Origin of the sequence: Mesorhizobium sp. KR1-2 (assembly GCF_040045035.1) — a bacterium.
In the GTDB taxonomy this organism is placed as follows: Bacteria; Pseudomonadota; Alphaproteobacteria; order Rhizobiales; family Rhizobiaceae; genus Pseudaminobacter.
On record NZ_JBDZDS010000011.1, the window covers coordinates 137,381 to 159,483 of the forward strand.

Here is a 22,103-nt window from a genome sequence, read left to right on the forward strand (position 1 = left end):
CCATACGAGAGGCCCTCCCTGACTTCGACTGCGTTGGAAAACCCTCCCCCAAAACATTGGTGAGATAAGGGTCGCGTGTGTGCGTGCTGCGTTCATCGCATAGATGAAGCCGCGCAAAGGCAACCATCAGAAGCTCACGTCTGGGCTATCGACACATGCCGCCCTGTTGACATTCGGGTTCTGCGCCAGCATCTGTTCGACGGCCGGAGCGACAACATCTTTGGCCGCTATGCCATATCGCCGGATGATTTCGTCCCGCAGCACGACGACTTGCGCCGTCATTCTGGGCAGCGGCACCCCTTTACAGACTATCAGCAGATATTCGCCCATCACGAGCGTGTTGAGCAGTTGCTTGTCGGTAACCGAACCGAAGAGCGCCTGTCCTCCTCGCGTAACGCCCGGCGTGGTCGGCGCATACTGAGCAAAGGCCGGCGTTATCATACTGGCCGTAATGCCTACGACGACATTACGGAGAGCGTTTTTTCGTCTCGAAAGTTTGCATGAGGTCGCGGCATCTGCATCAACGCATCGCTGAGCCGCCCCAGCTTCATGATCGTTTATCACGCGATTTCCCCCGGTGGGCTGTGCTGTCGGTCCGTCCCCGCAGCGTGCCCTTGATCTTGGTGATCGGGGTGTTAGCAACCGGATAGTCTCGGCCCCATGGCCTTTAGCTCGGAGAGCCTGTTGCATACGCCACAGGCACCCCGACCATACAGGTCAAGGCTGGCGTCCTTCCGGTGGACACCAAACCGGACTATCCGAGGTTGCTACGCCCCAGCGCTGCACGTTACAACGCCAACATCGTTTTGGCGGGTGTGCCACACCTCTGTCAATCGCTTGGCTCGCGACAACTGCCAAGACCGGTTGAGCAAAACTTGGTCTTCAACGCCAAATCAGATACTTGTCTCAAACACTTGAGAGCTGATGGGCGATGGTAACGAATGCCGACACTGCGATGGTTGACGAGGGACGATGACATTAGGGCTGCCGGAACGGTGCCCTACCGACTGCTTGAGGAAGTCCCTGACCTCGGCTATGGCGACCGCAACACCGGTGACATGCTAATTCAGGGCGACAACCTCGATGCTTTGAAGGCACTGCTGCCGTTCTATGCCGGTCAGGTGAAGTGCATCTTCATCGACCCGCCCTACAATACGAAGTCTGCGTTCGAGCACTACGACGACAATTTGGAGCACTCGCAGTGGCTGGCGATGATGTGGCCCCGCCTCGAACTGTTGCGTGAGTTGTTGTCGGAGGACGGTTCCATCTGGGTCAGCATTGACGACAACGAGGGCCACTATCTCAAGGTCCTGATGGACGAGGTGTTCGGGCGGAGGAATTTCATCACCACGGTGATCTGGCATAAGATGTTTTCAGTGAAGAACTCGGCGCAGCATTTCTCTGAAGATCATGATTATGTTTCGGTCTTTTCGCGCAACAAAGACGTCTGGCGTCCAAATGAGCTTCCGCGATCCGAAAAGCAGGACGCCATGTATAAGAACCCGGATAACGATCCTCGCGGACCTTGGACCTCCGGCGACTTCTCTGCTCGAAATTTCTATGGAGCGGGGACCTACCCTATCACCAATCCGGCGGGGCGCGTGATCGCTGGCCCCCCGCCCGGCATGTATTGGCGCTTCTCGAAGGAGAAGCTAGCTGAACTAGACGCGGACAATCGCATCTGGTGGGGTAAAGATGGAAACGGCGTGCCTCGATTGAAGCGGTTTCTATCCGAAGTGAAGGGCGGTCGGGTTCCACAAACCATCTGGCAGCACGCAGAAGTCGGCCACACTCAAGAGGCGAAGAAAGAAGTCGTAGCATTGGATGCTAACGACGTTTTCAGCACCCCAAAGCCCGAGCGCCTGCTCCAGAGGGTGCTGACCATCGCCACCAATCCCGGCGACCTTGTTCTCGATAGCTTCCTCGGCTCGGGCACGACTGCCGCCGTAGCTCAGAAAATGGGCCGCCGTTACATCGGCATCGAAATGGGCGACCATGCCGAGACCCATTGCCAGCCGCGTTTGCAGAAAGTCGTGGATGGTGAGCAGGGCGGCATCTCCGAGGCGGCAAACTGGAAAGGCGGCGGCGGCTTCCGCTTCTATCGTCTCGGCGCATCGGTATTTGACGAGACTGGTCAAATACGACCCGACATCGAGTTCCCGGTGCTCGCGGCTCACGTGTGGTTTTCGGAAGTCCGGTCCCCATGGTCGAAGCCTTATCCGCTATCTCCAGTGCTCGGGCTTCATGATGGCCGTGCCTATGGGCTGCTCTACAACGGCATCTTGGGCGACAAGTCGGCCAGCGGCGGCAACGTGCTGACGAGGAAGACGCTGGCCGCGATCCGAGACGCGCTGCCCGAGGGCTTCGCTGGTCCCGTCACGGTCTATGGCGAACGCTCCGCGCTGTCTGATGCTTCGCTGCTGCACGAGCAGATCACCTTCAAGCAGACCCCCTATGACGTAAAGGCGCGGGCGTGATGCAACTCAAGACTTATCAGGCCCAGACGCTAGGCACTCTGCGACGGTTCCTCGAAAAGGCCCGCGTGGAAGGCCCCGGCGCTGCTTATGAGGCCATCGTCAACGAACCGGAAATGGCGAGGCGGCTGAAAGGCTTCGCAGGCTCCTACAAGGCTCTGAACGGTCTGGACGAGACACCCTATGTCTGCCTGCGGCTGCCGACCGGCGGCGGCAAGACCGTGCTCGCTGCCCACGCCGTCAATATCGCCAAGGAGACATGGATCGAACGCGACTATCCGCTGGTGCTGTGGCTGGTCCCCACGACCACGATCCGCAAACAGACCGTGGACGCGCTCAAGAACCCGCGCCATCCCTATCGCGCCGCGCTGGACGATGCTTTCTCCGGTCGCGTCCGCGTCTTCGACATCGGCGATTTCACCCAACTCCTGCCGCATGACCTGCGCTCGAATTGCTGCGTCGTCGTCGCCACAATCCAAACACTGCGCGTCAAGGACACCGAGGGCCGCAAGGTCTATTCGCACCACGAGATGCTGGAGCCACATTTCACAGGCGTGCCTGACAAGATGCCGGGGCTGGAGATCATCGAAGCCGGCAGGGGCGCGGGCACAATCAAGTTCTCATTCGCGAACCTGATGCACCTGCACCGCCCGCTGATGATCGTTGACGAGGCGCATAAGGCTGTCACGGGCCTATCCCGCGAAATGCAGAGCCGCGTAAACCCGACCGCCATCATCGAGTTCACGGCGACCCCGCGCACCAACTCGAACATCCTGCACTCGGTGTCGGCTCAGGAACTTAAAGACGAGGAAATGATCAAGCTGCCGGTCATGCTCGCCGAGCATCAGACGTGGCAGGCCGCCGTGACCGGGGCGATCTCGAAACGCGCCGAGCTTGCCGAGGATGCGAGCCGGGAGCGCGACTACATCCGGCCCATCGTCCTGTTTCAGGCCCAGAACAAGGATGAGGAAGTCACCGTCGCCGTGCTCAAGCAACACCTGATCGACGTGGAAGGCATCGAGAAGCACCGCATCGCCGTTGCCACCGGTGACCAGCGCGACCTCGACGGCATCAATCTGTTCGATCCGGCATGTGAAATTGATTTCATCATCACGGTCGAGGCACTGAAGGAGGGCTGGGACTGCTCTTTCGCCTATGTTTTCTGCTCTGTCGCGAACATTTACAGCGCAACCGATGCCGAGCAGCTACTGGGGCGCGTGCTGCGGATGCCTTACGCCAAGCGGCGGTCGGTCCAGTCGCTCAACCGCGCTTATGCCAACCTGACCTCGAAATCGTTCTCGGAAGCCGCCTATGCTCTGAAAGACCGGCTCGTCGCCATGGGCTTCGAGGAAGGCGAGGCCGAGGACAATATCATCCCCGAGCAGCTTGACCTGAGCGAAGGTCTGTTCGGCCATGCTCGCCGTCCGCAGCCGAGCGTCACCGTATCGCTCGACGCCGACGCTGCTGCCGTAAAGGAACTGGAGGCTGTCGCGCCGTCCAAGGTTCGCGTCACTGCCGGCGGGGACGGCAAACCCGTGGTGAAGATCACCGGCTTCCTCAGCCCCGCCGAGAAAGAGAAGCTGATCGCGGCCCTGCCCGATACGGAAGTCGGCAGCTTCTCCGAACAGGTCGCCAGCTATGAGGCCGAACATCTGCACCAAGCCTCGCCTGCGGAGCGGGGTGAGACCTTCACCGTTCCTGCGCTGATGGCGTGGGTGCAGGGCGAGCTTGAACTCGCCGACACCGACATCCTCATGGAGTATCACGACTGGTCGCTTGCCGACCATTCGCCAAAGCTGGAGGCCAAGGACTTCGCGATACAGGCGACGGCGCACACGTTCGAGATCGACATCGACCAGCAGCGGCTGTTCGTGAAGCACGCCGACCAGAGCGCCCAGCTTCTGCTCGACATCCCGGTCGAAGGGTGGAGCGAGCAGACGCTCGTGCTGTTCCTCGACCGTCAGGTGCGGGATAAGTTCATCGGACAAGGGGAGCTCGTCCGCTGGCTGACCGACCTCGTGAACTACCTCACCGGCCCGCGTAACATCCCGATGTCGGCGCTGATGCAGTGCAAGTATCCGCTGGCCCGCAAGGTCAAGGAGCGTATCGCCGACATTCGCACCAAAGAGCGCGAGGGCGTCTATCAACGCTCGCTGTTCGCGTCGGAGGCGAAGCCCGAAATCTCCTTCGACAACGGCTTCTTGTTCGCCGACGACATGTTCGCCGGGGTCCGCACCTATCGCGGCTCCTATCGGTTCTCGAAACACTTTACCGGCTGGGACCGGGTGGCGGCATTCGATGGTGCGGACGATGGGGAGGAACTGGCCTGCGCGAAGCTGCTCGACAGCCTGACCGAGGTAAAGCACTGGATCAGGAACGTTCCGAGGCACCCGGATGCGTTCTGGCTGCCTACTGCCTCGGGCAGGTTCTACCCGGACTTCGTAGCGGAACTGACCGATGGCCGCATCCTCGGGGTCGAATACAAGGGTGCGCATCTGACCGATGCTGCGGACACTGACGAGAAACGCGCCATCGGGGCGCTGTGGGAGAAGGCCAGCGGCGGCAAGGGTCTGTTCCTCATGGCCGAGAAACAGGTGGAAGGACAAGACGTGCGGCAGCAGATGCTGAACAAAATCCGGTAGGCACGCGCGGCAGATGGTGACGAAAGAGGTCAACCATTCGAAAAAGACGCCAGTATGCGATAGACCGAGGCCCGACCGATCCCGAGTTGCCGCGCGATGCCGCTGGCTCCGATACCTGCGGCTTTCAGATCGACAACGGATTGCTCTTTGGCGCGAGCCGTTGGCTTTCGGCCCTTGTATTTGCCTGCCGCCTTGGCCACCGCAATGCCCTCGCGCTGCCGCTGCAGCATGACTTCCCGTTCGAACTGTGCCATGGCGGCGAATACCGTGAGCAACATTCGACCGGACGGCGACCGCGTGTCGACTTCCCCGCCGCCAAAATCGAGAATGCGCAGCGCAACGCCCTTTCGCTCCAATTCTTCGACGATGGAGAGGAGATGCGATGTCGAGCGTGCCAAGCGGTCGAGCCGGGTCACCAATAGCACGTCTCCTTCTCGGACGAAGTCGAGCGCCGCTTTCAGTTGCCGACGCTCGCCGACCGAAGAGACCTGCTCGGCGAAAATCTTCGTGCAACCTGTTGCGCCGGCAAGATCGCGCTTCTGCGCCTCCAGCCCGGCGGCCTGTTCGGCAGTCGAGGTTCTGGCATATCCGACGAGCATTCCGGCCCCCTGTGTCTCACATCAGTCTAGAGACAATCCGGGAACTGTATCAAAACTCAAGCGATAACTTATTTGAGACGCCGCTTAAGTGCATAGCCAATGTCTCGCTGGGGCAAGCCCTTGAGAGATATTCCTGTGGAGGACCAGCGCACCCTTTGCCCCAGCGGGCACTCCCGTACTAAGCTCCTACGCCCCAATGTATTTTGTGAGGGGCAATGCTATGTACGGTACGAGGTAGTACGCCGGATCCCACTCGGCGCGGCTGGTGGGCCATTGGAAGCAACAGATGAAGCCAGACCTTCGGGGTTTTGCCTTTGCCAGCCGACTAAGCGAGAATGGCAGAAATACAAGCGCCTTCGCTTCGCTCGAAGAGGAACTCCCAATTAGCTCAATTCCCCAGAAGAAGCGGCCGCCTCAGAAAGAACCCAAGGCAGCGCCTCAGAAGGAACCCGCGCAGCCTCAGCTTGCCAGTCTGCGGCGTAGAAACAGCAATGGGAGCGAGCTATTCCACTTTGTTGAGCCTCAGCATCACGCATCTGACATCGTCCTCGACGCTGAGAATTACAGGCTCCTTTCGGAGATTGCTGAGGAATTCCGGAGAGGCGATGACCTTCGCAGGTTTGGTCTTAAACCGAGATCCAAGCTGCTGTTTTGCGGCCCGCCCGGGTGTGGCAAGACGCTGTGTGCGGAAGTACTAGCGTACGAACTCAAGTTGCCGCTTTTGGTGGCACGGCTCGACGGGATTATTACCACCTTTCTCGGGGAAACTGCCAGCAACTTGCGGCAACTATTCGATGTGGCGGCTAGCGTGCGCAGCGTGCTATTTCTGGATGAGTTCGATGCGTTGGCTCGAACTAGAATGGACGGCAATGAGCACAGCGAAATTCGCCGAGTTGTGAATAGCCTTCTCACGCTGATTGAGGACTTCAAAGGACGCGGATTGCTGATAGCCGCGACCAATCTTCAATCATCAATCGACGCAGCGGCTTGGAGACGCTTCGACGAAGTCGTACTTTTCAAATATCCCACGCGAACTCAAATCCTGCGGCTGATTAGGGCGAAGACAAAAAACTTCACGGCAGAAGTCGACTTCAGCGATTTCATAGACGATTTGGCGGGCATGTCGTTCGCCGAAGTCGAACGCATTTGCCTCGCAGCAATAAAGCGAGAAATCGTGCACGGAAACTCAACCTTAGGTCGTCAAGCCTTTGCGTCAGCAGTGAGAGATGAGAAACGGCGGATTGCCATCCGCACAAAAATCCGGGGTGATGACACGCCCTAAGCTGAGGGAGGGGGCATGGCAACGTATGAGCATTTGCCGCTAAAGCGGATTGAGGGAGAGCTTCAGCGACGCAAGAACGGCTTCCCCGGAGGAGTGCAGCGCCAACCTTCGGAGCATGGGAAGAAAATCAAGGCTGATATAGATGCTACGCAGGCCGATTTTAAGAAGCTGCCTCAGATAGAAGGCGTCGATCCTTCCCTCATTCTCAAGATCAAAGTTGCCGGCCTAATTCAGGATGATGATTGGCGCAAACTTGGTCTCAGCATCCTCTCTATTGACGGCGACAAGACGACTGTCCTCTTCGCTAACGATAAATCACTCGCGTCCTTCCACCAAAAGGTGGATGCGTATCGCAGTGGGCCGCCTGACGGGCAAAAGCATCCTCAGTTTGCCCAACTGATCGGCTCTATCGAAAGCGTTTCACTTGTAGAGCCAGAAGATCGAATCGGAAGAGTTCTGAGGTCGAATGGATTTAGTGACCCCACCGACTTTAAGCCAGATCAGGAATATACTCTCGATTTCGAACTGCATCGCCCAAATTCCGAGGACGACGCTCATTTATTTATTTTTCGGCTGGAGAAGTTGATCGGCGCTCACGCGGGTAAAGTCCTGAGCGTCTACAATGGACAACACCTGCTCCTCGTCCGCGCGAATTGTCTCGGCAAGTCTGTCATCGAAGCGCTGGCAATGCCCGAGGTGGCAGTCATCGACCTGCCGCCGCAACCCGATCTCGCTACTGCTGACCTGAGCGACATGGACTTAGCAGGGATTGAAGGAGGAGCGCCTCCAAATGAAAATGCGATCGTCATTGGGATTGTCGATAGCGGGGTAAATTTCGGCCACAAGCTCCTCACAGCCACGGAAGCAGGTTCATTCTCTGCCTCAGCTAGCTTTGGTCCTGAGGACGAAGGCGGGCATGGCACTTCCGTAGCGTCAATAGCTGCGTATGGGGATATTCAGGCACGTATCGCGGCAAACGATTTCGATGCTCAATTTAAGATCGCCAGCGCGAGAGTGACTACGAAAGACGGGAAGTTCCCCGAGGAGACATCTGTTCCCGCGCTGATGGAGGCCGCTATTACGAGGCTTCACGACGAATTCGGGTGTCGAATAATAAATATCTCGCTTGGAGATGCTCAACGAGTTTATGACGGCTCACGCGTTGATCCGTGGACTGCGACACTAGACCGGCTCGCACGCGATCTCGACATAGTGATTGTTGTTTCCGCAGGGAATAGAGATGATCTGACCGCGACTTATGGCGACAAAATCACAAACCTCTACCCCGAAATCCTTGTTGAACCCGCCGCCCGGATCATCGCGCCTGCGATCGGCGCTAACGTACTGTCGGTGGGTGCTATTGCGCACTCAAATGGCTTGTCTTCGGAGGAAGAGGAGCTCGTAGGCGTCCGGCCCATCTGTGGCAAAGAAGAGCCAGCACCCTTCACACGAACCGGCCCCGGAATTCGGGACATGGTGAAGCCCGAGTTCGTTGATTTTGGCGGCACGGCAGTTTGGGATGGTCCGACACAGCGGCTCGTGAATGGCAACCTGAAGCCTTCCGCAGGAGTATGGGCATTTGCACATACTCCGCTCGAAAGGATCTTCCGATCACGTTCGGGCACCTCTTTTTCAGCGCCCAACGTTTCTTACAAGGCCGCACTTGTGATGTCAGAGTTCCCGAAAGCATCGGCGAACCTGATCAGGGCACTACTTACAACATCGGCCCGCCTCCCTCAGGCCCCTCTTCAACGTCACAACCCGCTCTCCGTGAAAAACCTGCGGCACGTCTGTGGTTACGGAATTGCTTCTCCAATCGATGCTGCACTATCGGAGGATAGTAGGGTCGTCCTTTATACCGAAGACAGCCTAACACTGGACCATTTCGCCGTGTATGAAGTGCCGATCCCGGGCGTATTTCAGTCGACGAAGGGCAGCAAAGAAATCAGGGTCGCGCTGGCATTTGATCCCCCAGTTCGCCATACCCGAGCAGACTATCTCGGCATCACAATGGGATGGCGTCTACTTCGGGGAACCAGCCCGGAAGAGATCTTCGATCGGTTCAGAAAATGGGAGCCAGACGAGGGGAAACCACCTGAGTTTGAGAGCAGGTTCGTCTGCCCAACTGATATTGGCTCGAAACTTCGGGAAAGGAGTACATTGCAAGTGGGCACGTACGTGGGAAAGAGCGACATTAGCGGTTACGGAGATCGCTACTACGTTGCCGTATGGTGCGCCAGACGATGGGCTCCTGATGAAATCAAGGCGCAGAAATTTGCGCTATGCGTTCAACTTCGACACGAGAACGTTAACACGCTCTACAATCTGGTGAAGACACCTGTTCGGGTCAGAACGTGATGCTGAGGCGAACTAAGGGATAAAGGGGGTGTCACACCGCATAAGAGATGCACCCCGTTGCACGGCAGCGGGAAACTCTTCTGGAAACCTCCCCAAAGCAGACCGCAAATAGCTGACCACAGCGTACTTGGCGGGTTGCGCCGAACGCCGCCGAGCTACGCCTTACTCAGTCATGCGGAGATGGCTGAGGTCCACTCTCGGGAGGCTTAGCATCTCAATCCATGGTGCGAGAGTATCGGCTTCTTTGCCGGTGCCGTAGCGGCGACCAGTTTTCTTGCCTCGTGTCCAACCGCATATGGCATCACTTTGCTCTTCAGGGACTTGCCCCCTGTCTAGAGCATCCTTCATGGTGTGCCGGAACACATGAAAGCAGGTGCGAGAGGAAAGATCTTTGATCCCGACAGATCGCAGAAAACTCGCAAAGCGCTTGGAAAATAGTGTGCTTCGCGTACCATCAGACGCAAGTGGAACATCGTCGAAGAGCTCGATCTTGCCGTTAGCGCGCTTCTCATCCACAAAGTTGAGGAAACCGAAGCTCACGAGGGCGGAGTGAATAGGAATTTCACGCTCGCTCTCTGGCGTCTTCAAGCGCATGTCCGGAGTGAGCACTATAAAGTTCGTTCCGGCTTCGCTTTTCCGAATGTGCTCGGTGGTGAGTTGAAGGATTTCACCTAGCCGCATCCCGGTGAAGAGCGCGATGAGAGGAACCCAGTATCGGCTGCGGCGAACTATGTGCGGACCGGGTCGAGCAAATCGATACTCATCGTCCATGCATCCGGTGTAGATGGGGGCATGGAAGATTGCTGTGAGTTGATGGTCGGTGAATGACCTTCGTTTCCCTTCAGGTCGTCCTTTAGTTGCTAGAGGCTCAATGTCGCCGAGCCTAATGTCTTGAATGTGTTCTTCGTTGTGCGCCCACTTCAAAAATCTCAGCATCATGTTGAGATAGGTAACCTGCGTTTCGAATGCCATCTTGGGGAGCCCCCGCTCGTCAGCCAATGCAGCGGCTTCTTCCAAGCTCCGACCTTTTCCTGCCCGCTTTGTGAAGTTTGAGGGAAGCCGGGCCACAACATCCCGAAACTGCATGCAGTCTGAACGCCTTACAGTGCCGATGTACCTGTCTACGCCCAGATAGGCGACTACCTGATCAAGCGCGGCTCGGTATTTGCGTTCTGTTTTGGCACTCAGGGGCCTGATTTCAAATTTGTGCCTCCAGAAGATCTCCGAAGCGGCCCTGACCGTCAGCGATGCTTCTGGCGTGAACCTCACCGATAAGTCGTCCGCGCCGATGTCCTGAAAATCGGCGTCGATAATCCGCCGCGAAAAGTCGCCGGCAAATCGGGCGCGCTCCTCCTCCGCAATGACGATCAATGCCCGGCGGACATACTGTCGGAGCGCCGGATCAGACGGGGACGAAGGTCCAGTGACTGGCTGCTTATTGAGCAAACGCCTGACAGCTTGGGATACTCGCAACTGGCCATTTTCATTGAAGGCCCGTAAGTCGACCAAATCACCGTCAATCTGAGACGCGATGTGGCCGGCTTGCTCCTCATCATATTCATAACGGGTCTTGTCGAACTCATTGAGCGTGCGCGCTTCTGCGACGAGTTTCCGCGCCAGAGCGCGCGCCACCTCTGCCAAAACGGCTTCAGCCTCTCTATCCGTGGAACCGCTCCTGTCGCCGCCAACAAGGACATCGCGGCGGCGGCGCTGTTCGGCAAACTCGCGTTCCATATTCAGCGACTGTTCAAGGTAGCGCTCTTTGGCAACCGAGAAGTCATTGGTTCCGAGACTAACCCAGATGTCCTTACGGCCGATTCGCTCGACCAAATCCTTGGGTACGCGAACGCGAAAGTAGAAGATGCCGCCTCGCCCTCTCGGGCGCAATCCGGGAAATCTTGCCATATCATCCATGCCGTTTGCGTAGCACGATTGCGTAGCAACTGACGAGATGCACTTGGCTTTAAAGCCAAGAATGGCGCAAATCTGCGGTTTTAGGGAAAATTTGGTGGAGCCAAGCGGGATCGAACCGCTGACCTCTTGCATGCCATGCAAGCGCTCTCCCAGCTGAGCTATGGCCCCACAATCCGGCATAACCGGGTGCCGTTTCCGGCGGGAAGGTCGTTTGGGTGTTGCCCCGAACCGACCGTGAGGCGGCTTCTAGCGCCGCCCTTTGAGAAGATCAAGCCTCTTTCGAGCTTTTTTTGAACAGGTGCGCCGACTTTGCGGCGCACCTGTGGAAACATCAGTTTTCGTCGTCGTCGCCGACGCCGATGATGCCCGAAACGTCGTCGCTGTCTTCTTCCTCGTCCTCGAGGAAGGTATCGTCGTCATCGTCGCCGAGGTCGACGTCTTCCTCGTCCTCGATCACGATAATGTCCTCGTCGCCCTTGACCTCGTCATCGGCATCCTCGAGCGAGACGACATCCGCGCCTTCGTCCTCGGTGTCGATTTCGCGATCCTCGACCTCGTCTTCCTCGTCGTCGACCGGCTTGCTGCTGGTCGTCTCGAAGAAGGACCGGGGATAGGTCTTTCCCGTGTAGGGAGAAACGATCGGATCCTTGTTGAGGTCGTAGAATTTACGCCCCGTCTCCGGATCGATACGCTTTGTGCCAAGTTCTGGTTTAGCCACCGTAGATCCTCGTCTGCAGAGTTTGGTCCCCTTAACCACTGTTTTAGGCGCTGTCAAAGCTAAAACAATATGATTCTCGAGGACTGCTAAGGCCTATTCTGATGCTGCGCGCGGAAGGGGATGACCCGCGCGGCGGGCCATGATAGGAGACCCGCGCAACAAACGGAAAACCACGGTTTTTCGCGTTCGCCAAGAGGTATTTTTCATGTCGCACCACGCCCTTCCGCAACCCGCCACGGCGGCAAGATCGCCGGCGCTGTCTGGCACGGTCCGCATGCCGGGCGACAAGTCGATCTCGCACCGCTCCTTTATGTTCGGCGGATTGGCCTCTGGCGAGACGCGGATCACCGGCCTTTTGGAAGGCGAGGACGTGCTGCGCACCGGCGAAGCCATGAAGGCGATGGGCGCGAAAATCGAGAAGCGTGGCGACGAGTGGATCATCCAGGGCACGGGCAACGGCTGCCTACTGGAGCCCACCGCGCCGCTCGATTTCGGCAATGCCGGCACCGGTTCGCGCCTCACCATGGGCCTTGTCGGCACCTACGACATGGAAACCACCTTCATCGGCGACGCGTCGCTGTCGGGCCGCCCCATGGGCCGCGTGCTGAACCCCTTGCGCGAAATGGGCGTGCAGGTGCTCAATGCCGCCCCCGGCGACCGCATGCCGCTGACGCTGCGCGGACCGAAGGTGGCCGCCCCCATCAGCTACCGCGTGCCGATGGCATCGGCGCAGGTGAAGTCGGCGGTTCTCTTGGCCGGCCTCAACACCCCGGGCATCACCACCGTGATCGAACCGGTGATGACGCGTGACCACACCGAAAAGATGCTGAAAGGTTTTGGCGCCAATCTCGAGGTGGAGACTGACAAGGACGGCGTGCGCCACATCCGCATCGAGGGCCAGGGCAAGCTTTCCGGCCAGACGATCGCGGTGCCGGGCGACCCCTCCTCCGCCGGCTTCGCGCTGGTGGCGGCCCTCATCGTGCCGGGCTCGGACATCGTCATCGAAAACGTGCTGATGAACCCGACCCGCACTGGCCTCATCACCACGCTGCTGGAAATGGGCGCGCGGATCGAGCTCCTCTACCAGCGCAATGCCGGCGGCGAAGACGTGGCAGACCTGCGCGTGCGCGCGTCCGAGCTCAAGGGCGTCACCGTGCCGGCCGACCGCGCGCCGTCGATGATCGACGAATATCCGGTGCTGGCGGTGGCCGCCGCCTTCGCCGAGGGCGAGACGGTGATGCAGGGCCTCGAAGAACTGCGCGTGAAGGAGAGCGACCGCCTCGCGGCCGTTGCGCGCGGGCTCGAAGCCAACGGCGTCGACTGCACCGAAGGCGAAGCAACGCTCGCCGTGCGCGGCAAGCCGGGCGGCAAGGGGCTGGGCGGCGGAACGGTGAGGACCCATCTCGACCACCGCATCGCCATGAGTTTTTTGGTGCTGGGACTGGCGTCTGAGAAGCCGGTCACGGTGGACGATCAGACCATGATCGCCACCAGCTTCCCCGAATTCATGGGCCTGATGACCGGCATGGGCGCGAAGATCGAGGTGCTGGAGCCCACCGCGTGAAGGGCTTCGTCATCGCCATCGACGGCCCCGCGGGCGCCGGCAAGGGCACGCTGGCGCGTCGGCTTGCCGACTATTACCGCCTCAACCTTCTCGACACCGGACTGACCTACCGGGCCGTGGCGCATATGCTGATCCTGAAGGGCTGGCCGCTCGACGATGAGGCACATGCGCTGGAAGCGGCAAGACTGGTCGACCTCGGCCAGTTGGACCGCGCCGTGCTCTCGGCCCACGACGTGGGCGAGGCCGCCTCCAAGGTGGCGGTCATCCCTGCGGTGCGGCGGGCGCTCGTGGAAAAGCAGCGGGCCTTTGCGGCCACCGCGCCGGGCGCGGTGCTGGACGGCCGCGACATCGGCACCGTCGTCTGCCCCCAGGCCGACATAAAACTCTACCTCACGGCGAGCGCCGAAGTGCGCGCGCGGCGGCGGCTGAACGAGATCGAGGAAAAGGGCGGCCATGCCGAGTTTTCGGAGATCCTTGCCGACATCGTGCGGCGCGACGAACGCGACATGGGGCGCGCCGATTCCCCGCTCAGGCCCGCCGAGGACGCGCACTTGCTCGACACGTCGGAAATGGATATAGAAGCCGCGTTTCTTGCGGCAAAATCGATCGTCGACGACGTGATGGCCAAGAGAGGCACCGCCTGAGCAGGAATTTCCGCTTCATTCCCTTGCCGGAACCTGCGGACTTCTCCATATCGGGCACAAACCCGTCTGCCAGCATTCACCTGCGCCGGAAAGCCGCGATTAGCGGTACAGGGCTGTAAAAGCCCGGGAACGCCGGCAGGCCAACGCAACACGAACCCTAGGCGCCAGTCCCTCACGAGGGACACTCCAGGAGATCATATGTCACAAGCAAACCCGACTCGCGACGATTTCGCGAGCATGCTCGAAGAATCGTTCTCGGACGGTCACTCGGGCGAAGGCCAGGTCGTCCGCGGCACCATCACCGCGATCGAGAAGGACATGGCCATCATCGACGTCGGCCTGAAGGTCGAAGGCCGCGTCCCGCTGAAGGAATTCGGCGCCAAGGCCAAGGACGGCACGCTGAAGGTCGGCGACACCGTCGAGGTCTATGTCGAGCGCATCGAGAACGCGCTGGGCGAAGCCATGCTGTCGCGCGACAAGGCCCGCCGCGAAGAGAGCTGGGTCAAGCTCGAAGAGAAGTTCAACAAGGGTGAGCGCGTCGAAGGCGTCATCTTCAACCAGGTCAAGGGCGGCTTCACCGTCGATCTGGACGGTGCCGTTGCCTTCCTGCCGCGTTCGCAGGTCGACATCCGTCCGATCCGCGACGTCACCCCGCTCATGCACAACCCGCAGCCCTTCGAGATCCTCAAGATGGATCGCCGTCGCGGCAACATCGTTGTTTCGCGCCGCACGGTTCTGGAAGAGTCGCGCGCCGAGCAGCGTTCGGAAATCGTGCAGAACCTCGAAGAAGGCCAGGTGGTCGAGGGCGTGGTCAAGAACATCACCGACTACGGTGCGTTCGTTGACCTCGGCGGCATCGACGGCCTGCTGCACGTCACCGACATGGCATGGCGCCGCGTCAACCATCCGACCGAGATCCTTAACATCGGTCAGTCGGTCAAGGTGCAGATCATCCGCATCAACCAGGAAACCCACCGCATCTCGCTCGGCATGAAGCAGCTCGAGAGCGATCCGTGGAGCGAGATCGGCACCAAGTTCCCGCTCGGCAAGAAGATCCGCGGCACGGTCACCAACATCACCGACTACGGCGCCTTCGTGGAGCTGGAGCCGGGCATCGAGGGCCTGATCCACGTTTCGGAAATGTCGTGGACGAAGAAGAACGTGCACCCCGGCAAAATCCTCTCGACCTCGCAGGAAGTCGACGTGGTCGTGCTCGAGGTCGATCCGGCCAAGCGCCGCATCTCGCTGGGTCTCAAGCAGACGCTGGAGAACCCGTGGGAAGCCTTCGCTCGCAACCATCCGGTTGGCAGCCAGGTCGAGGGCGAGGTCAAGAACAAGACCGAGTTCGGCCTGTTCATCGGCCTGGAAGGCGACGTGGACGGCATGGTGCACCTGTCCGACCTCGACTGGAACCGTCCGGGCGAGCAGGTCATCGAAGAGTACAACCGCGGCGACGTGGTCAAGGCTCAGGTGCTCGACGTCGACATCGACAAGGAGCGCATCTCGCTCGGCATCAAGCAGTTGTCGCGTGACGCCGTCGGCGAAGCCGCCTCGTCGGGCGAACTGCGCAAGAACGCCGTCGTCACCGCCGAAGTGACCGGTATCAAGGATGGCGGTCTCGAAGTGCGTCTCGTCGACCACGACATCGAAACCTTCATCAAGCGTTCGGACCTGTCGCGCGATCGCGACGAGCAGCGCCCCGAGCGCTTCACCGTCGGCCAGAAGGTCGATGCGCGCGTCATCGCCTTCGACAAGAAGACCCGCAAGCTGCAGGTCTCGATCAAGGCGCTGGAAATCGCCGAAGAGAAGGAAGCGGTTGCCCAGTACGGCTCGACCGACTCCGGCGCTTCGCTCGGCGACATCCTGGGCGCTGCCCTGAAGAACCGCGGCAACAAGGACGACTAATCGTCGCCTCGCATGCCTGCGAAAGGAAAACCCCGCCGGAGCGATCCGGCGGGGTTTTTGTTTGGACCAATCAGCAAAAGGCGGAAGAATTCACTCTTTCGGCGCATTGCTCTAGGCTGATGCGCAAACAGACGATTCACGGAAACCGAAGCCCGTGCCGAATTCCGCAAACTGGCCTGCCTGACGAAATGAAAGACAATTCCGTGACCGAGCGGGTCTCGCCCCTTTCTCCCTTCAAGCACGGCATCTTCCGCTCCGTCTGGACCGCAAGCCTGGCGTCCAACTTCGGCGGGCTCATCCAGAGCGTGGCGGCGGCCTGGATGATGACGGCGATCTCCAACTCGGTCGACATGGTGGCGCTGGTGCAGGCCTCCACGGCCTTGCCCATCATGCTGTTTTCGCTGGCCTCTGGCGCCATCGCCGACAGCTTCAACCGCCGCAAGGTGATGCTGACGGCGCAATGCTTCATGCTGGTGGTTTCGGTGGTGCTGACGCTGACCGCCTATTCCGGGGTCATGACGCCGTGGCTGCTCTTGACCTTCACCTTCCTGATCGGCTGCGGCACCGCGCTCAACAACCCGTCATGGCAGGCCTCGGTGGGAGACATGGTGCCGCGCGCCGACCTGCCGGCGGCGGTGGCGCTCAACAGCATGGGCTTCAATCTCACCCGTTCGGTCGGCCCCGCCCTCGGCGGCGTGATCGTGGCGGCGGCGGGCGCGGCCGCAGCCTTCGCCGTGAACGCCGTCAGCTATCTGGCGCTGATCTTCGTGCTGCTGCGCTGGAAGCCGGCGGTGACACCGAGCACGCTGCCGCGCGAGTCATTCGGCGGCGCGATGACGGCGGGCCTGCGCTATGTAGCCATGTCGCCCAACATCGAGAAGGTGCTGTTGCGCAGCTTCGTCTTCGGCTTCACAGCCATCTCGGTGATGGCGCTCTTGCCGCTGGTGGCGCGCGACATCGTGCAGGGTGGCCCGCTGCTCTACGGCGTGTTGTTCGGCGCCTTCGGCATCGGCGCGGTGGGCGGCGCGCTGATCAGCGCAAGGCTGCGGCAGGTGCTGTCCAGCGAATGGACCGTGCGCCTCGGCTTCGTCGGCTTCGCAGCCTGCGCGGCGATTGCGGGCATCAGCACCATGTCCTGGCTGACCTGCGCGGCCCTTCTGGTGGGCGGCGCGAGCTGGGTGGTCTCGTTGTCTTTGTTCAACGTCACGGTGCAGATGTCGACGCCGCGCTGGGTGGTTGGCCGCGCGCTGTCGCTCTACCAGACGGCCACCTTCGGCGGCATGGCGCTGGGAAGCTGGGTTTGGGGCCTGCTGGCGGAACAATACGGCGCAAGCCAGGCGCTGCTCTATTCCGCCGTGCTGATGATCGCGGGTGCGGCGCTCGGCCTGAAGTGGTTCACGCTGCCTGAGCAGACCGCGCTCAATCTCGACCCGCTCAACCGCTGGAAGGAGCCCCATCTGGCGCTCGACGTGAAGCCGCGCAGCGGACCGATCACCATCATGATCGAATATGTCATCCGCACAGAGGACATAGCCGAGTTCCTCGACGTGATGGCCGAGCGCCGGCGCATCCGCCGCCGCGACGGCGCGCGGCACTGGACACTGTCGCGCGACATGGAAAACCCCGAGCTGTGGATGGAGACCTACCACACGCCGACCTGGGTGGAATATGTGCGCCACAACCAGCGCATGACCCATGCCGATGCCGCCGTCAGCGAGCGTATCCGCAAGCTGCACAGCGGCGCCGAGCCGCCACGCGTGCGGCGGATGATCGAGCGCCCGACGGACTGGTCGGTCGAGCTCAGCCAGCCGAAGCCGGTGATAGACTTGCATCATTGAGAGGCGCGGGCCATGCCCGCGCCGATCCCCTACTCCACCCCGATCTCGATGAGGCAGGCCTTGCCGGCGGCACGCGCCCGCTTCAGCGCGGCGGGAAGGTCAGCGATCGCCTCCAGTTTCTCCGCGCCCATGCCATAAGCCTCGGCCAGTCGACAAAAATCCGGCGGCGCGGGCGACACACCGACCGGCTCGACGCCGACATCGCGCATGGAGGTTTCGATCTCGCGGTAGCCGCGATTGTTCCACACCACGAAGATGACCGGCGCCTCGGCATCGAGTGCCGCGCCCAGCTCCGGCAGCGTGAACTGGAAGCCGCCGTCGCCCGAGAGACAGACCACCGGCGCATCCGGCACGGCAAGCGCTGCACCGATCGCCGCCGGCGGACCAAAGCCCAGCGCGCCGAAGCCGGTGGCCGCGTTGAACCAGCCGGACGGGCGGTCGTGATCGTAGTAGAGGTTGGCGGCGTAGATGGGCTGGGTGGAATCGCCGACGATGATCGAGCCCGGCAGTGCGTCGCGGATCATCTCTACCGCCTCGACCTGGCCGCGCATGACCGGGCCGATTTCCTCCAGCGACTCGCTGCGCGCCCTTTCGGCCCGTGCTGCGCCCCAGCCTTCATCCGAAGCATTGCGGCGCGACGACGCCAGCAATTCGCCCATCGCTGCAAGCGTCGAGCCGCAGTCGGCACGGATGCCGAGCGTGGCCGGATGCCGGCCGATCTGCTTGCCATCAATATCGATGCGGATGAGGTTTTGCGGCTTCACGAAGCCGCCGTCACCATACATGTCATAGTCGGTAGGGCCGAATTCGGTGCCGGCCGCGATCACCAGATCGGCTTCGGCGATCAGAGCCCGCACGGCCTTCAGGCTGGGGCTGGCCGGTACGCCGAGCGGATGCTTGTGCAAGAGGCCGCGCGCATTGGCGGTCTCCACCACCGGCGCGTCGATCAGCTCGGCCAGCCGGCGCAAGGGCGTCTCGGCCATCTTGGCGCCGCCGCCGGCGAGAATCAGCGGCCGGCTGGCCGCACCCACCAGCCGCGCGGCCTCGGCCACCGTTGCGGCTTCGGCCTGGGGCGCGGAAGCGTCAAACGGGTGGGCGGCGAGGCCGTCGGCGGGCTTGCCCATGACATCGGTCGGGATCTCGATGTGCACCGGGCCAGGGCGGCCGGAGGCGAACAGCGCAAAGGCGCGCGAAAGCACCTCGGGCAATTCATGACCGTGCTCGATGCGCTGCGAAAACAGCGCCACCTTCTCCATCATGCCGCGCTGGTCGGGCAGCTCGTGCAGGAAGCCAAGCCCCTTCCCCAGCGTCGGCGAGGCGTTGACGCCTGAAATCACCAGCATGGGAATGGAATCAGCCCGCGCCTGCCCCATGGCGGTCAGCGTGTTGGTGAGCCCCGGCCCGGTGATGACGAAGGCCACGCCCGGCTTGCCCGTGACGCGCGCATAGCCGTCGGCCATGAAGCCGGCCCCCTGCTCATGACGCGGCGTGACATGGCGGATCTTCGAGCGGGCAAGCCCGCGATAAAGCTCGACCGTGTGCACGCCCGGAATGCCGAACACGGTGTCGACCCCATGCGCCTCGAGCAATGAGATCAGCGCCTCCCCCACGGTGGTCATGTCTTTTCCTCCTCACGTAAATTCAATTCGAGCAGCGCCTCGACCGTTGCGATGCCGATGTCGGCCAGCTCGCGCGTTGCGAACATGTCGCCGGCAAGGCAGCCTTCGATCCACAGCCCGTCGATGATGGCGTTAATGGCGATGGCGTGGCGGCGCAGCTCGGCCTTGGTCGCGGCGCGCCCTTCAGCCTGCAGCACCTCGGCGACCAGCGCTTCGACCTCGTCGCGGAAGCCGAGATAGCCCTCGCGGTGGGCAACCGCGAGCGCCGGGTCGGAATGGGCCCGGCCGATGAACCCGGCCCACAGCGAGAACACCCGCGCGTCCACCACCGGCGGCCCGAGATTGGCCGCGACGAAGGCGGCGAGCCGACGGCGCGGGCCGGCGCCTTCCATGGCAAGGGCTGCCTTGGCCTGCTCGGTCATGCGGCCGACGATTTCCGCGTAAGCCGCCTGCAGCAGCTCTTCCTTGCCGGGGAAATAATGCCGGATCAGCCCGGCGGTCACGCCGGCGCGCTGGGCAATTGCGCGCACGGTGGCGCCCGGTAGGCCGCGTTCGGCCACGCAATCCAGCGTCGCTTCGATCAGGTCCTGTCGCCGCCGCTCCTCGCCCTCGCGGCGGAACTTGCGGCGGGAGGAACCGTCGTTCATTGGCGCAGGATCGGCCGGGTCAGGCAGGTCGGGCCGCCTTCGCAAGCTATGCACAGCGCATCGGCCTCGAAGGTTTTCACCACGCAGCCGGCGGCTTGCATGGCGGCCTGCGTCTTGGGGAAGCCGGCCACCGCGATGACCTCGCGCGGGGCGGTCGGCAGCACGTTGAGGCTGAGGCCGTTGGAGACGTGGAACTCGTCGGCATCGCCGTGGACGAGCGTGATGCCGCGCCCGCGCAGCATCTGATAGAACGCGGCCGGCAGAAGCGGCGCATGGACAAGCGCCAGATCGTCGGCCAGAGGGCTGATGACGGACATCAGGTGCAGGCAGGCCTCCTCACCCTGCCACAGCGGCAGATCGAAGCCCAGAACTTCCACGCCGAGCGGGCCCAGTATGGCGGCGAGCTGCCTTATGCCTTCCTGGTTGGTGCGCACACCCCTGCCCACGGCAAGCGTGTGGGCGTCGACCCACACGCAGTCGCCGCCCTCCACCTGGCCCGGCGCCTGAATGCGGCCGAGGACCGGGATGCCGAGGCGCTGATAGGTCTGCTCATGCAGCGCCGGCTCGGCTTTGCGCAGGGCCTTGCCCATCGAAAGGATCACCGCGCCATGATTGGTCATCAGTGAGGGATCATGGGTGAAGACGGAATCCGAAAGGCCGTCCTCGCGATCCTCGACCCATTCGATCTTCGCGCCGGAAGCCGCTACCATTTCGGCCAGCGCCGCATGCTGCACCGCCGCCTTCGCCGGATCGAAACCGGGCCCGTAATGCCATGCCGCCCTATCGGCCCCGCGCATCGAATTGGCGGCGGAGCGCATCAGAACGCGCCTCAAAGGGGCGGCCATGGACTGAGACCCGAAAGCGTTCACGAGCACCTCTCCGTGCTGAAAAAAATGAACAAAATTTCACGCGACGATATTTATACACTTGCATAACAATGCCGCAAGTGCCGTAATGCGCGGGATTGACGGGCCCGAGCCAACGGGTCCATGCTGATCTTGGGGAGGATCGCGCGCCGCATGAAGGGTAACCGGAGAAGTCTTCGACGAATCGCCAGGCGTTGGGTGGAGTGCCAGGAATGAGCGCCGAGGGCGCGGTCGCCACCGCACCGGACCTGGCGTCGAGTGGCGCGGCCGAGGCCATCCACATCGAGAACCTGCACAAGAAATTCGGCGATCTGCACGTGCTGAAGGGCGTGTCGCTGAAGGCGCGCGACGGCGACGTGGTGGCCATCATAGGCGGCAGCGGTTCGGGCAAGTCGACGCTGCTGCGCTGCATCAACTGCCTCGAAAACCCGACCAGCGGCCTCATCCGCGTCAATGGCGAAGAGATCCGGCTGAAGCGTGACAGCCACGGCAACAGCATGCCCGCCGACCGGCGCCAGATCGAGCGCATCCGCTCGCGGCTCGGCATGGTGTTCCAGAGCTTCAACCTGTGGAGCCACATGACGCTTCTGGAAAACGTCATCGAGGTTCCGGTGCATGTGCTGGGCGTCAAGCGCGACGAAGCCATCGATACCGCCGAGAAGCTCCTGGCGCGCGTGGGCCTCGCCGAGAAGCGTGACGTCTACCCGGCCTTCCTGTCGGGCGGCCAGCAGCAGCGCGGCGCGATCGCGCGGGCGCTGGCCATCCAGCCGCGCGTCATGCTGTTCGACGAACCGACCTCCGCGCTCGACCCCGAACTGGTGGGCGAGGTGCTGCGGGTGATCGGCGACCTCGCGCGCGAAGGGCGCACCATGATCCTCGTCACCCATGAAATGAAGTTCGCCCGCGAGGTTGCGAGCCACGTCATCTATCTCCACAACGGACAGGTCGAGGAGGAAGGCCCGCCCGAACAGATCTTCGGCGCGCCGAAATCCGAACGGCTCAAACAATTCATCCGCAACATCTCCTGAATGCA

General features: G+C 61.4%; 16 protein-coding genes and 1 tRNA gene. 9 read left to right on the forward strand and 8 right to left on the reverse strand.

Features of this window, described 5'->3' with window-relative positions:
- Positions 1 to 126: 126 nt before the first annotated feature.
- Positions 127 to 441 (reverse strand): hypothetical protein, encoded by a 315-nt coding sequence (locus ABLE85_RS20360; protein WP_348794537.1) that lies wholly within the window; start codon positions 439 to 441, stop codon positions 127 to 129.
- 554 nt (positions 442 to 995) lie between these two features.
- Here ABLE85_RS20360 and ABLE85_RS20365 point away from each other — a divergent pair.
- Together ABLE85_RS20365 and ABLE85_RS20370 are read left to right on the forward strand one after the other, a co-directional pair.
- Positions 996 to 2,477, forward strand: a complete 1,482-nt coding sequence (locus ABLE85_RS20365) for a site-specific DNA-methyltransferase (protein WP_348794538.1) — start codon at positions 996 to 998, stop codon at positions 2,475 to 2,477.
- Positions 2,477 to 5,116, forward strand: a complete 2,640-nt coding sequence (locus ABLE85_RS20370; RefSeq protein ID WP_348794539.1) for a DEAD/DEAH box helicase family protein — start codon at positions 2,477 to 2,479, stop codon at positions 5,114 to 5,116. Before ABLE85_RS20365 ends, ABLE85_RS20370 begins: the two co-directional genes overlap by 1 nt.
- A gap of 29 nt (positions 5,117 to 5,145) precedes the next feature.
- Here the strand turns inward: ABLE85_RS20370 and ABLE85_RS20375 are convergent, their stop codons facing one another.
- Positions 5,146 to 5,715, reverse strand: coding sequence for a recombinase family protein (locus ABLE85_RS20375; RefSeq protein WP_348794540.1), 570 nt, complete (start codon positions 5,713 to 5,715; stop codon positions 5,146 to 5,148).
- A 286-nt stretch (positions 5,716 to 6,001) separates the two neighbouring features.
- Between ABLE85_RS20375 and ABLE85_RS20380 the strand changes: the two genes are divergently transcribed.
- A complete protein-coding gene (locus tag ABLE85_RS20380) occupies positions 6,002 to 6,997 on the forward strand; it encodes an ATP-binding protein (protein WP_348794541.1) in 996 nt (331 codons plus the stop codon).
- A gap of 15 nt (positions 6,998 to 7,012) precedes the next feature.
- Positions 7,013 to 9,355: a S8 family peptidase gene (locus ABLE85_RS20385; protein ID WP_348794542.1), complete on the forward strand. Its 2,343-nt coding sequence runs from the start codon at positions 7,013 to 7,015 to the stop codon at positions 9,353 to 9,355.
- Positions 9,356 to 9,517: 162 nt separating this feature from the next.
- On the opposite strand, the gene ABLE85_RS20390 is transcribed toward ABLE85_RS20385, so the two are convergent.
- The 3 genes from ABLE85_RS20390 to ABLE85_RS20400 all read right to left on the reverse strand — a co-directional run bounded on the left by ABLE85_RS20390 (position 9,518) and on the right by ABLE85_RS20400 (position 11,987).
- Entirely contained in the window at positions 9,518 to 11,269 is a 1,752-nt protein-coding gene (locus ABLE85_RS20390) for a site-specific integrase (protein ID WP_348794543.1), read from the reverse strand.
- A 92-nt stretch (positions 11,270 to 11,361) separates the two neighbouring features.
- A tRNA-Ala gene (locus ABLE85_RS20395) sits at positions 11,362 to 11,437 on the reverse strand.
- Positions 11,438 to 11,600: 163 nt separating this feature from the next.
- A complete protein-coding gene (locus ABLE85_RS20400; protein WP_348794544.1) occupies positions 11,601 to 11,987 on the reverse strand; it encodes a TIGR02300 family protein in 387 nt (128 codons plus the stop codon).
- A 205-nt stretch (positions 11,988 to 12,192) separates the two neighbouring features.
- On the opposite strand from ABLE85_RS20400, the gene aroA reads away from it, so the two are divergent.
- The 4 genes from aroA (at position 12,193) to ABLE85_RS20420 (ending at position 17,938) form a co-directional block, all read left to right on the forward strand.
- Complete coding sequence (gene aroA, locus ABLE85_RS20405) at positions 12,193 to 13,551, forward strand: 3-phosphoshikimate 1-carboxyvinyltransferase (RefSeq protein WP_348794545.1); 1,359 nt, start codon at positions 12,193 to 12,195, stop codon at positions 13,549 to 13,551.
- Positions 13,548 to 14,195 (forward strand): (d)CMP kinase, encoded by a 648-nt coding sequence (gene cmk, locus ABLE85_RS20410; protein ID WP_348794546.1) that lies wholly within the window; start codon positions 13,548 to 13,550, stop codon positions 14,193 to 14,195. Before aroA ends, cmk begins: the two co-directional genes overlap by 4 nt.
- 198 nt (positions 14,196 to 14,393) lie before the next feature.
- The gene (rpsA, locus tag ABLE85_RS20415; protein WP_348794547.1) at positions 14,394 to 16,100 is read left to right on the forward strand and encodes a 30S ribosomal protein S1; all 1,707 of its coding nucleotides are present in this window, start codon (positions 14,394 to 14,396) and stop codon (positions 16,098 to 16,100) included.
- A gap of 188 nt (positions 16,101 to 16,288) precedes the next feature.
- Positions 16,289 to 17,938, forward strand: a complete 1,650-nt coding sequence (locus ABLE85_RS20420; RefSeq protein ID WP_348794548.1) for an MFS transporter — start codon at positions 16,289 to 16,291, stop codon at positions 17,936 to 17,938.
- Between the two features lie 29 nt (positions 17,939 to 17,967).
- Here the strand turns inward: ABLE85_RS20420 and ABLE85_RS20425 are convergent, their stop codons facing one another.
- From ABLE85_RS20425 to ABLE85_RS20435, 3 genes are read right to left on the reverse strand one after another with little or no spacing between them, the layout of a single operon-like run.
- A complete protein-coding gene (locus tag ABLE85_RS20425; protein WP_348794549.1) occupies positions 17,968 to 19,557 on the reverse strand; it encodes a 5-guanidino-2-oxopentanoate decarboxylase in 1,590 nt (529 codons plus the stop codon).
- Positions 19,554 to 20,204 carry a TetR family transcriptional regulator C-terminal domain-containing protein gene (locus ABLE85_RS20430; RefSeq protein ID WP_348794550.1) on the reverse strand — a complete coding sequence of 217 codons (651 nt, stop codon included), beginning with the start codon at positions 20,202 to 20,204 and terminating at the stop codon, positions 19,554 to 19,556. The genes ABLE85_RS20425 and ABLE85_RS20430 overlap by 4 nt, the downstream gene beginning before the upstream one ends.
- The gene (locus ABLE85_RS20435; RefSeq protein WP_348794606.1) at positions 20,201 to 21,049 is read right to left on the reverse strand and encodes an arginine deiminase family protein; all 849 of its coding nucleotides are present in this window, start codon (positions 21,047 to 21,049) and stop codon (positions 20,201 to 20,203) included. The genes ABLE85_RS20430 and ABLE85_RS20435 overlap by 4 nt, the downstream gene beginning before the upstream one ends.
- A 233-nt stretch (positions 21,050 to 21,282) precedes the next feature.
- On the opposite strand from ABLE85_RS20435, the gene ABLE85_RS20440 reads away from it, so the two are divergent.
- The gene (locus ABLE85_RS20440; RefSeq protein ID WP_348794551.1) at positions 21,283 to 22,098 is read left to right on the forward strand and encodes an ABC transporter ATP-binding protein; all 816 of its coding nucleotides are present in this window, start codon (positions 21,283 to 21,285) and stop codon (positions 22,096 to 22,098) included.
- Positions 22,099 to 22,103 lie beyond the last annotated feature (5 nt).